The organism is Pseudomonas sp. EZ-C24 (assembly GCF_014525325.1).
Lineage (GTDB): Bacteria > Pseudomonadota > Gammaproteobacteria > Pseudomonadales > Pseudomonadaceae > Aquipseudomonas > Aquipseudomonas shirazensis.
The window spans coordinates 98345-111208 of record NZ_JACDIU010000013.1 but is presented as its reverse complement, the minus strand read 5'-3'; the positions used below and the strand labels follow the sequence as shown (position 1 = coordinate 111208).

Annotated in this window: 3 protein-coding genes; all 3 read right to left on the bottom strand. The window is 65.3% G+C overall.

Annotated features, from left to right (window positions below; all coding sequences use genetic code 11):
• Nucleotides 1-2 precede the first annotated feature (2 nt).
• A complete protein-coding gene (locus tag IDM28_RS08730; RefSeq protein ID WP_101318508.1) occupies nucleotides 3-1061 on the bottom strand; it encodes a TauD/TfdA family dioxygenase in 1059 nt (352 codons plus the stop codon).
• Nucleotides 1062-1130: 69 nt separating this feature from the next.
• Complete coding sequence (locus IDM28_RS08725; RefSeq protein ID WP_188035720.1) at nucleotides 1131-10382, bottom strand: non-ribosomal peptide synthetase; 9252 nt, start codon at nucleotides 10380-10382, stop codon at nucleotides 1131-1133.
• Nucleotides 10383-10473: 91 nt separating this feature from the next.
• Nucleotides 10474-12834 carry a DNA polymerase II gene (locus tag IDM28_RS08720; RefSeq protein ID WP_188035719.1) on the bottom strand — a complete coding sequence of 787 codons (2361 nt, stop codon included), beginning with the start codon at nucleotides 12832-12834 and terminating at the stop codon, nucleotides 10474-10476.
• Nucleotides 12835-12864: the final 30 nt, after the last annotated feature.

The following is a 12864-nucleotide window of genomic DNA, read 5'->3' as shown; positions in this document are numbered from 1 at the left end:
CCTTAACCAATGGCCACGTCGGTGCTTTTCAGCGGGATTGCCATTGCGGTGAGAATTTTGCGCGGGCCGCTGTAACCGTTGCGGGCATGGATGGTGAAGATGTTGTCCAGCACCACCACGTCGCCCTGCTGCCACGGGAACTCGACCATCACCTCGCGGTACAGCTGCTGCAGGTGGCGGATGTAGTCTTCGGGGATTGGCGAGCCGTCACCGAAGTAGGTGTTTTGCGGCAGGTCCTGCGGTTCGAATTCGGCCAGCAGGCTGTCGCGAATGCTCTCGGGCAGAGTCAGCGCGTTGAAGAAGGTGGCGTGGTTGAACCACACCGTTTCGCCCGTACGCGGGTGGCGCACCACTGCGGGGCCTTGTTGGCGGGTGCGCAAGCGATTGCCGGGCTTCCACTCAGGTGTGATCCCAATCCTGGCGCAGTAAGCCTCGACTTCGGCGCGGTCTTCGGTCTGGAACACCGTTTGCCAGGGCAGGCCCATGCCGTCGCCGTAATTGCGCACGTAGAGCACGCGCTTGCGGATGAATTCATCGCGCACCTGCGGGTCGATGCGTTCGAGCAGCAGCCGGGTATCACCGAACGGCGTCTCGCCGCCGGTGGCCGAAGGCTGGTCGCAATAGAAGTACAGGTGCAGCGGAAACACCGGCGAATAGGAGTGCTCGTTGTGCGGGAAAATCTTCTCTGCCGACGGGTAGTCGGTGGAACTGTAGACGTTGAGCTTCTTGGTGATCTGGGTGCGCGGCGAGGCGCGGAACAGGTACTCCAGCGCGCCGCCGGAAATCGCATCGACGCACTGGTTGAAGGCGTGGATATCCGGCACGTTGAAGCCACGAAACAGCAGGGTCGCATGCTGGTCGAGCTTGCTTTCGATCAGGGCGCGGTTCTGCCCGGCCCACTCGATCAGGTTGACCCCGGGCATGCTTGGCGTGCACACCAGCGGCAGCGGGCGGTCGGCGAACATCGGGCTGAAGGTGACCAGGCTGGACTGGTCCAGGCTGAGGCTCTTGCGCCGCCCCTTGCCCAGCGCCGGTATCACTTGCGACTCGAAATTCGACATTGCACCTCTCCCATTCGTGTATCAGGTGGCGCCCCCTGGCGCGCACCTGCCTGACTGTCCTTGCCGCCGTTACTCGACCGCCACCCGGCCTGGGCGACGGCGCTGGATCGGCTGTTGCTGCAATTGCGCCTGGCGCTCGGCCAGGGCCTGTTGCTCGGCCGCCTGTTGCACCTGCGCTGCACCTTCAAGCAACTGCGCCAAGGCCGCCTGCGGGTCGCCAAGCATGTGCTCGAACACCCCTTGCAACTGGCCAAACAGGCAGGCCATGTCGGCACTGGCGTAGAGCCCGGCATCGCACTTGAGCCCCAGGTATATGCCGGCGGGCGCGTTGACGAACTCGGCGATCAGGTCCAGCTCGGCGGCGGCTTTACCGGCCGGCAATGGCTGGATCTCGAGGCCGTCGATCGACAGCGGCACATCGCTGCTGTCCTGATAGATGAACTTGATCGCAAACAGCGGTGAACGCCCTGCCCTGCGTGGAACTCGCAGAGCTTCCACCAAGCGCTCGAACGGCAGGTCCTGGTGGTCGGCAGCGCCGATCACGGTGCTGCGCGCCGCCTCCAGCAACTGGCTGACGCTGGCCTGTGGTTCGACCGTCAATTGCAGTACCAACTGGTTAACGAAGAACCCCACCAGATCTTCAACCCCGGCGTGGTTGCGGTTGGCCACATCGGTACCCAGGCGCACCCGGCTGCTGGCGCTGCGCTGGGCCACTACCACGCTGAAGCCGGCCAGCAGGAGCATGTACAAGGTCACCCCCCGCGCCGTGGCGAATTCGCGCAGGGCCTCGCTCAGGGCCGGGCTGAAGTGGAACTCGTGCACCTCGCAATAGGCGGCATTGGCCGAGGCTGCCTGGCGTGCAGGCGATGCCGGCAGGCTGGTCAAGCGGTGGTCATCGCCCAACTGGGCGCGCCAGTAGGCCAGCTGCCGCTCGAGTTCACCGGCCGCCAGCCACTCGCGCTGCCAGACGGCGAAGTCGACGTATTGCAGGCGTGGTTCCGGCAACGCCGATGGGCTGCCGCTGCGGGCCGCTTGGTACAGGCTGACGAACTCCGCCGGCAGCAGACCAAACGACCAGTGGTCGGCGACGATATGGTGCAGGGTGATCAGCAGCACATGGCGCTGCTCGCTCAGACGCAGCAGGCGCACGCGCATCGGCGAGCCGTCGACCAGGTCGAACGGCTGGCGGGCTTCGCTCTGCAGGTGCTGCTCGAGCGCAGCCTGCCCTTCGGCTGAGCCACGCAGATCAGTGAAGGCAAATTCCGGCGCCAGCTGCTGATGCACTTGCTGCCAATGCTCGCCATCGGCTTCGAAATAAGTGGTACGCAGCACTGCATGGCGCTGTACGAGCATGTCGAAGGCCTGGCGCACCGCGCGCGGATCCAGCGTGCCGGTCAGCTCGAGCGCGCGGGCAATGTTGTACATCGAGCTGTGCGGCTCGAGTTGCCAGAGGAACCACAGCCGCTGCTGGGCAAACGACTGCAGCTGCGGCTGGCGCTCATCGACCCGGCGCAGCACCGGCATGCTCGCAGCGCGCTCGCTGTGTTCGATGCTGGCGACAAAGTCTTGCAGGGTGGCCGCCTCGAACAGGCTGCGCAGGGCCAGCTGTACGCCCAGCTCCTGACGCACCCGGCTGATCACCTGCGTGGCCAGCAGCGAGTGGCCGCCGAGGGCAAAGAAGTTATCGCCGAGGCCGACCTGCGCCACGTCCAGCACCGACTGCCAGATGGCGGCAACACGGCGCTGCAGATCGGTCTGCGGCAGCGCCTGGCTGTGGCTGACGGCCTGCGGCGCGGGCAGCGCCTTGCGGTCGAGCTTGCCGTTGGGGTTGAGCGGCAGGCGCGCCAGCAAGATCAGCTGGTTGGGCTGCATGTAGTCCGGCAAATCGGCTTTCAACGCGGCTTGAATAACACCGCGCAGGTCATCCTGCGCTGGCACGGCCAGCGCCTCCAGGTCATCGACTGGCACCACATAGGCCACCAGTTGCAGGCCATGGCGGGCTGGCAGCGCTACGACCACTGCCTCGCGCACGGCGGGCTGAGCCGCGAGGCGCGCTTCGATTTCGCCAAGCTCGATGCGAAAACCACGGATCTTCACCTGGTGGTCGATGCGGCCGACGTACTCGATAGCACCTGCCGGGTTGTAGCGCACCAGGTCGCCGCTGCGGTACAGCCGCGCGCCGGGCTCGCTGGCAAACGGGTCGGGCAAGAAGCGCTCGGCGGTGAGCGCTGGGCGGTCGAAATAGCACTGTGCAAGGCTCGCCGCAGCGCCAATCCACAGCTCTCCGGTTGCGCCGGCCGGCAGCAGCTCGGCGCCAGCATCAAGAATGCGCAAACTGCGCCCGGCAATCGCCTGGCCAATGGGCACACCATATACGGCACTGGCGTCGGCCAACTGGCAGTCATGCACGCTGGACACCACCGTCGCCTCGGTCGGGCCGTAGGTATTGACCAGGCGCACCGCGCCCAGCCCGGCAGCATGCCACAGGCGCAAGCCCTCGACCGACATCGCCTCGCCGCCGACGTGCACCTGGCGCAACCGCCCCAGGCTGCGGTCTTCGCTGGCACACAGCTTGGCCAACAGATGCCAGTAGGCAGCGGGCAAGTCGGCCAGGGTCACGCCCTGCTCGACCAGCACCTCGGCCAACTGCTCGACCGACCACGGCTGGTCATCGCGCATGATCAGCGCCGCGCCGACGCTCAAGGGTGGGTAGCACTGCTCGACAAAGCCGTCGAAGCTGAACGTGGCGAACTGCAGGACGCGGTCGCTGGCGGCGAGCCGGGAATAGTCAGCGGCGCTTTCGCAGAACTCGCGCAGGGCCGCATGGGCAATCGCCACGCCCTTGGGTTTGCCGGTGGAGCCTGAGGTGTAGATGACGTAAGCGAGGTCTTCAGGACAAGCGCGGTTTGCCGGCTCCAGCGTTGATGCGTTGGCCAGCTGATCGCCCAGCACGTCGAGTTGCAGCCGCGTCAAGCCAGCCGGCAGTGCCAGATGAGCAAGCAGCCCACCCTCACTGAGCAACAGGTCGAGACGGCTGTCTTCGACCATGAACAGCAAGCGCTCGTCCGGGTAGCTGGGGTCGAGCGGCACATAGGCGGCGCCACTTTTGAGCACTGCCAGCAGGCTGACGATCAACTGCGGGGTACGCCGCAGTGCCAAGCCGACGCGTTGGCCGGGGCCGACGCCGGATTCGATCAGGCAATGGGCAAGGCGGTTGGCCTGTTGGTTGAGGCTGGCATAGTCAAGGCTTGCTGCCGAGGTCCACACCGCCAATGCTCCAGGCGTGCTGGCGGCCTGAGCAGCGATACGCTGATGCACCAGCGCTTGATCACGCAGCGCCATGCAGCTGTCGCCCTGGCGTTGCAGCAGGTTGTGCTGGCCGGTGTGATCAAGCAGGGTCAGGTTGCCGAGCACGCCTTGCGGGGCGGCGACAAACTGCTCAAGCAGGTGGCGCAATTGGCTGCACAACCCGGCTACTTGCTCGCTGCTGAACCGCGCCAGATCGTAGCTGAAGTCCAGGCGCAGGGTCGCGCCCAGTTCGATGCCGAGGGTCAGCGGATAGCTGGTCTGCTCGTGGTTGCTCAGGTTGCGCATGCGCAACCCGCTGCTGTCAGCCTGGCTCAAGGCCTCGGCCACCGGGAAGTTTTCGAATACCAGCAGGCTGTCGAACAGCGCGTTGCCCTGCTGCCCAGCCCAGGCCTGGATCTCGTACAGCGGCACATGCTCAAACTCGCGCAGCGCCAGGTTGTGCGACTGCAAGGCCTGCAGCCACTGCGCCACACTGTGCTGCGGGTGCGGCTGGCAGACGATCGGCAAGGTATTGATGAACAGCCCAAGCTGCGCGTCGATGCCCGGCAACTCGGCCGGGCGTCCAGCCACGGTGGCGCCGAAGGCTACGCACGCTTGCCCACTGTAACGCTGCAACAACACCGCCCAGGCGCCTTGCAGCAAGGTGTTGAGGGTGACTTTATGGGCGCGGGCGAACGTCTTCAGCGCCTCGGTCTGCACGGGCTCGAGCTCGGCCAGCAGCTGCCCGTAGCCGCTGCCGTGCGCCGGTCGGCGCAGGCTTTCAGCGAGCAGGGTCGGCTGCTCCAGCGGCGCCAGGTTGACTTGCCAGTAGGCCTTGGCAGCTTCAGCAGAGCGCCCCTGCAACCAGGCCAGATAGTCGCGGTAACGCCCTGGTGCAGCGCTCGGCTGTACGCCTGCATAACGCCCGAGCACCTCAGCCAGCAGACTGGCGTTGCTCCAGCCGTCGAGCAGAATGTGGTGGCTGGTGTAGATCAGGTGCCAGTCGCCGCTACCGGTCGGCACCAGGCTCAGGCGCAGCAATGGCGCGCGAGCCAGATCGAAGCCCAGCGCGCGCTCGGCGGCGGCCAACTGGTCAAGGTCATGTTCACCCGCTTCGAGCAACGTCAGCGGCAGTTGCAGCTGGCGATGGACCAACTGATGCGCGTGCTCAAGGCCCTGCCAATGGATGCTGCTGCACAGGATCGGGTGATGATCCAGCGCCGCTTGCCAGGCCTGACGGAAGCGCTCGACGTCGAGGCCGGCGATGTCCAGGCGCATCTGGTTGACGTACGCGCCATCTGCCGGCTGGTACAGGCTGTGAAAGAGCATGCCTTGCTGCATCGGCGCCAGCGGATACAGGTCTTCGATCTGATCGGCGCTGGCCGGCAGCTGATCGAGCTGCGCCTGGCTGATGCTGGCGAGCGGGAAGTCCGAGGGCGTCACCTGCCCGGCCGGCACTTGCAGGCAGTGGGCAATCAGCGCGTGCAGCTCCTGCAGATAACCGTCGGCCAGTTGCTGGATGCTGGCATCGTCATACATGGCGCTGCTGTAGCCCCACTGCAAGGCCAGCTCCCCGGCATACACCTGGCCCTCAACGGTCAGCCAGTTGGCCAGCGGCGCTTGGGGGTCCTGCGCCTGGCCGCTGCGTTCGCTGGCCGGGGCGAACAGCGCCGCCTGGTCGAATTGGCCATCGAATTGGCCCAGGTAGTTGAAGGTCACCCGCGGCGCTGGCAGCGCGGCCAGTTGGGCGCCGACGGCAGGCTCGGCGAGGTAACGCAGCAGGCCATAACCGAGACCCTTGCCGGGCACCCGGCGCAACTGCTCCTTGACCGCCTTTATCGAACCCGGCCAGTCGGCCGGGACTTGCAGGCGTACCGGGAACAGGCTGGTGAACCAGCCGACGCTGCGGGTCAGGTCGAGGTCATCGCCAAGGTCTTCGCGGCCATGGCCTTCGAGCTGGATCAGGCAGCCTGGTTGCGCCGTCCAGCGTTGCAGCAGGCGCGCCAAAGCGGTCAGCAGCAGGTCGTTGACCTGGGTGCGGTAGGCCGCCGGGGCGACTTGCAAGAGTTGCCGGGTGGCCTCTCGCGACAGACGCGCTTCGACCTTGCGCTGCAGTTGATTGGTCAGGGCGCCGTGGGGGCGGTCGCACGGTAGTTCGGCGATGTCTTGATGCTGGGCAAGCCAGTACGGCAGCTGATCGAGCACAGCCGGTACGTGCTGCTGCAGGCGCGCGGCCCAGGCTTGATAGCTGCTGGTCTTAGCCGGCAGCCTGGCTGGTTGGCCGGCGGCCAATTGCTGATAAGCCAGTTGCAGGTCTTCGAGGAGCACCCGCCAGGACACTCCATCGACCACCAGGTGGTGAATGACCAGCAGCAAGCGTTGCTCGCCATCAGGCAGCTCTACCAACAGCGCACGCAGCAGTGGCCCTGCCTGCAGATCGAGGCTGCGCTGCAACCCATCGCAGAGTGCTGCCAGTTGGGCGGTGTCGGTTGCCTGCGCGGATTCGAGTACTCGAGCGCTGCTGACCGGCGCATACGCCTGCTGCCAGCCTTGCGTCTGCGCGGTGTAACGCAGGCGCAGGGCATCGTGCTGGGCCAGCAACAGTTGCAAGGCTTGCTCAAGCACTTCGGCTTGCACCGGTTCACGCGGGCTCAATAGCAGCGACTGGTTCCAGTGACTGCGCTGCGGCATGTCCAGCGCGAAGAACGCGTGCTGGATCGGCGTCAGCTGTACGTCGCCGGTTGCCGGCCCCTGCTCTTGCTGGCCCTGGCTGTCGCGCACCGCGACCTGGGCCAGGCTACGCACCGTCTGATGCTGGAACAGGTCACGCGGCTTGAGCCGCACGCCGGCCTGACGCGCGCGACTGACCACCTGAATGGAGACGATGGAGTCGCCGCCAAGCTCGAAGAAATTGTCTTCCAGGCCCACCTGGGCCAGGCCGAGCACGTCCTGCCAGATCCCGGCCAGCAGCCGTTGCAGTTCGTCCTGCGGGGCCACGTAGGTTTGCTGCGGCGCCGCCTCCGGCAGTGGCAAGGCTTTGCGGTCGAGCTTGCCGTTGCCAGTCACGGGCAGCTGGTCCAATGCCAGCCAGTAGGTCGGCACCATGTACTCAGGCAGGCATTCGAGCAGCGCGCTCTTGAGCTGGGCCTGCCAGCCCTCCTGTGGCTCCTGAGCAAGTACCAGATACGCCACCAGGTGTTTGCCTTCCTGCACCAGCACGACCGCCTCATCGACCTGCGGCTGCTGCATCAGGCGCGTCTCGATCTCGCCCAGCTCGATGCGCAGGCCACGCAGTTTGACCTGATGGTCGAAGCGGCCCAGATATTCGATCACCCCGTCGCGGCGCTGGCGGACACGGTCACCGGTGCGATACAGCCGCTCACCGGCAACGAACGGACAGGCGACGAAGCGCTCGGCGGTCAGCCCGGGGCGGCGATGATAGCTGCGCGCCAGGCCGATCCCGCCCAGGTACAGCTCGCCGGCAACACCTGCCGGCACCGGTTGCAGTTGGGCATCCAGCACCAGGGTGCGCAGGTTGGCAATCGGCTGACCAATCGGCACGGCCAGCGCGCCTTCGTCGATGCAGGTCCAGTGCGTGACATCGATGGCTGCTTCGGTCGGCCCGTAGAGGTTGTACAGCGCAGCCTGCGGCAAGCGGGCAAAAACCTGCTGCTGCGCTTCCAGCGGCAGTGCCTCGCCGCTGCAGACAATGCGCTGCAGGCTCTGGCAGGCCTCAACGCCGTGTTCATGGATAAATGCCTGCAGCATCGAAGGCACGAAATGCAGGGTGGTCACGCCGTTGTCGACGATGGTTTCGATCAGCCGCTCTGGGTCGCGATGTGCACCGGGTGCAGCGACCACCAGGCAAGCGCCGGTCAGCAGCGGCCAGAAGAACTCCCACACCGACACGTCGAAACTGAACGGGGTTTTCTGCAGGACCACATCGCTGCTGGTCAGTGCATAGGCCTGCTGCATCCAGCACAGCCGGTTGACCAGCGCCGCATGGCTGTTGCCCGCGCCTTTGGGTTTGCCGGTGGAGCCTGAGGTGTAGATCACGTAGGCCAGGTGCTGGGGCAAGGTCTGCGACAGTGGTACTTGCTCGGAGTAGTCGTCGAGCCAGCCTTGCGACTGATCCAGATCGATCATCTGCAGGCCGGCCTGCCCTTCCAGCAGCGGCCGCAGCGCACGCTGAGTCAGCAACAGGCGCACGGCACTGTCGTCGATCATGTAGTGCAGGCGTTCCTGAGGGTATTCCGGGTCAAGCGGCACGTAGGCACCGCCGGCCTTGTGGATGGCCAGCAGGGCCACGACCATTTCCAGCGAGCGCTCCAGGCATACGCCGACCAGCACATCCGGGCCAACTCCGCGCTCACGCAGCAGGTTGGCCAGCTGGTTGGCGCGGCGTTCGAGGGCCGCGTAGCTCAGGGTCTGTTCAGCGAAACGCACGGCCGGCGCATCGGGCGTGCGCTGCACCTGGTCGCCGATCAGGCTGTGCAGGCACTGATCCAGCGGATAGGCCTGGGCGGTCTGGTTCCAGCCGCTGATCAGGGTGTCGTGTTCTTCATCCGCCAGCAGCGCCAGCTCGCCAACGCGCTGATTTGGGTCGGCCACCAGCGCTGCCAGCAGGCCGGTGAAGTGTTTGGCCATGCGCGCAATAGTGGCGGCGTCGAACAGTTCATCCGCATACGTAAGGGCGCCGCGCAGTTGCCCGCCCTGCTCATAGGTATCCAGAGTCAGGTCGAACTGAGTGGTGCGGCTCTGCCACTGCACCGCACTCAGGCTCAGGCCCGAGGCCGTTTGCAGGCTGGCCATGTCGGCTACGTGCGGCTGGTGGTTGTACATCACCTGAAACAGCGGCGTGTGGCTCAGGCTGCGCTCCAGCTGCAGCGCTTCGACCAACTGTTCGAAAGGCAGATCCTGATGCGCCTGGGCCCCGAGCACGCGTTCCTTGACCGCTTGCAGCAAGCTGGCGAATGGCTGCAGGGCGTCGACTTGAGTGCGCAGCACCAGGGTATTGACGAAGAAGCCGATCAGGCCTTCGATCTCGCTGCGGTTGCGGTTGGCGATCGGTACGCCGACACGCAGGTCGGTTTGCCCGGTGTAGCGCAGCAGTAGCACGTTGAAGGCGCCGAGCAGCAGCATGAACAAGGTCACGTTGTGCTGGCGGGCCAGTTCGCGCAGGCCGTCGGCCAACGCTGTGTCGATGGCGAATTCCAGGCGCCGGCCGCGCTGGCTTGGCAGCGCCGGGCGTGGATGATCGGTGGGCAGTTCAAGCGGATCGTGCTCGTTGCCGAGCGCATCCTGCCAGTAGCTTAGCTGACGCGCCTGCTCACCCGCCTCGAGCCAGCGTCGTTGCCACAGGGCATAGTCGGCGTACTGTACCGGCAACAGCGCCAGCGCAGGATTCTTGCCCAGCGCGAAAGCGTCGTAGCAACGAGTGAATTCTTCGATCAACACGTTCATCGACCAGCCATCGGAGACGATGTGGTGCAGGGTCAGCAGCAACACGTGCTCGTCGCTGGCCAGACGCAGCAGGCTGACCCGCAGCAGTGGGCCTTGCTCAAGGTCGAAGGGCTGCACCGCCTGGGCTTCGGCTGCCTCTCGTACCGCCTGCTCGCGCGCATCAATAGCCAGCGCCGAAAAGTCCTGATGAACGATGTGCAGCGGCTGCTCGGCGGGCACCTGCTGCACGCTGTCGTCATCACGGCGCCGGAATACAGTGCGCAGGGTCTGATGCCGCTCGATCAGGTTGGCGAAGGCGCGCTCCAGCGCGTTGATGTCCAGCGCACCTTTGAGCCGCACTGCACCGGGCAGGTTATAGGCGCCGCTGTGCGGGTCCAGTTGCCACAACACCCACATGCGCCGCTGGGCATAGGACAACGCCTGGCGATCCTCGGCGGGCACGTCGGCCGGGATCGGAAACTGGGCAAAATCCACCCCTTCGCGGGCCAATGCAGCGAGAAACAGCTGACGTTTCTCCGCCGGCAGGCCAATAAAGCGACGAGCGAGTTTCAGGGCGTCTTCAGCATTCATTGTGTGGGCATCCGAATCTATAGGCGTGGGGCGGTGGCGAACCATCCCTATAGAACGAATGCAACGAGGAAAAATTAGCGCCCGTGCGGGCTCAGAACAGCATCAATTGGCGGCCGGTCAGGGCGTTGAAATCGTCACCGACAAACGGCAGGATCGCGTCCGCCACCGGTTGCAGCTGGCGGCTCAGGTAATGCTCGTAGTCGATCGGCGACTGCAGGTTTTCCAGCGGTTCGGGGCCTGCTGTAGTGATCACATAGCTGATCCAGCCGCCGCGTTGGTACTGCTTGGGACGGCCCAGCCGCGCATTGAAGTCATCGGCCAGACGCGCCGCGCGCACGTGCGGCGGCACGTTGCGCTGGTAATCGGCCAGCGGCCGGCGCAGACGCTTGCGGTAGATCAGCAGTTCGTCCTGCGCGCCAGCGAGGGTGCGCTGTACGTAATCGCGTAGATAGTCACGATAAGGTTGGTTGCGAAAGATCCGCTCATACAGCCCTTGCTGAAACTGCCGGGCCAGTGGCGACCAGTCGGTGCGCACCGACTCCAGGCCCTTGTAGATCATCTGCAGCTCGCCATCGGCGCCCTGCACCAGGCCTGCGTAGCGCTTCTTGCTACCCTCCTCGGCGCCGCGGATGGTCGGCATCAGAAAACGCTGGTAATGGGTTTCGTATTGCAGCTCCAGTGCACAGTCGAGGTTCAGGCTCTGACGCAGGTGCTCGCGCCACCACTGGTTGACCTTGGCCACCAGCGCCTTGCCGATGCTCGCCGCCGCCTGCTCGTCGTGGGCGTGCTTGAGCCAGACGAAGGTCGAGTCGGTGTCACCATAAATGACGTCGTAACCCTCGGCCTCGATCAGGCCGCGGGTCTGGCGCATGATTTCGTGGCCACGCAGGGTGATCGACGAGGCCAGGCGCGTGTCGAAGAAGCGGCAACCGTTGGAGCCGAGCACGCCGTAAAAGGCGTTCATGATGATCTTCAAGGCTTGCGAGAGTGCCGCGTTACCGTCGCGCTTGGCCGCTTCCCGGCCTTGCCAGACGCGCTCGACGATGGCTGGCAGGCAATGCCGGGTGCGGGAAAAACGTGCGCCGCGAAAACCCTCGACCGAGTGCTCGTCATCGGGCTGGCTGAGCCCTTCGACCAACCCGACCGGGTCGATCAGAAAGGTGCGGATAATCGACGGGTACAGGCTCTTGTAGTCGAGCACCAGCACCGAGTCATACAGGCCGGGGCGCGAGTCCATGACAAAGCCCCCAGGGCTGGCAGTGTCCGGCTGGCTGCCCATGTTTGGCGCGACAAACCCCATCCGGTGCATGTGCGGAATGTACAAATGGCAGAACGCCGCGACCGAGCCACCGCTGCGGTCCACCGGCAGACCGGTGACGCTGGCGCGCTCCAGGAGGAATTCGAGCAGGCGGGTATGGGCGAAAATCCGCGTGACCAGCTCGCAGTCCTTGAGGTTGTACCGGGCCAGGGCCGGCTTGTCCTCGGCGAACATGCGGTTGATTTCGTCCATGCGCTGGTACGGCGTATCGATCGCCTTGCCTTCGCCGAGCAGGGTCTGGGCGACGTTCTCCAGGCTGAATGAAGGGAAGCTCCAGGTCGCCGAACGCAGCGCCTCGATGCCGTCGATCAACAAGCGGCCCGGCGCCTCGACGAACACATGGTTGCGCTCGGGGTGTGCGCGCAGGGTGAGTGGTGCGCCGTTACGGCCAAGCAGCAGCGGCACCTGCAAGCGCGCGGCGTGCTCGTGCAGCAAGCGCAGATCGAACTGCAGCACGTTCCAGCCGATGATCGCATCTGGGTCGTGGCTGGCCATCCATTGATTGAGGCAGTGCAGCAGTTGCGCGCGGTCGGCGCAGTAGTGCAGATCGAAGTCGACGATGCTGTGGTCGCCATTGGCCGGCCCGAGCATGTACACCTGACGCTGGCCGCAGCCCTCGATGGCAATGCTGTACAACTCGCCACGCTCGGTGGTTTCGATGTCCAGCGAGGCCAGGCGCAACGGCGGGCGGTAATCGGGGTGCGGCTTGAGCTGACCGTTGCAGAGCACGCCGTGGGCATCCGGCTGGCCGCTGAAGAGCACCGGCGCGGTAATGAAGCGCTCCATCAGGTAGCGTTCCGGTGGACGGATATCCGCCTCGTATACATCGATACCAGCGCTGCGCAGACGGTGCTCAAGCTGGATCAGTTGGCGATGTTGGCGGCAGTACAGGCCCAGCACCGGGCGTTGCTCGAAGTCGCGCAAGCGCAGTGGTTTGAGCTCAGCACCCTGCTCGCCCTTGAGCACTGCGCGGGCGTGGGCGGCGAACCGCTCAGGGATGAACGCCACCGATTCCTGCGGCGCCAGACGCAGCTGGCGCGGGCCCTGATCGGTCGCCAGCCAGAACTCCACGCAGGTGCCTTCGGGCGTATCGTGCCAATGTCGGGTGAGGACAAAGCCCTGCTGCAACTCCACTGCGATGACCTCTGTGATACGGCGTGCTGA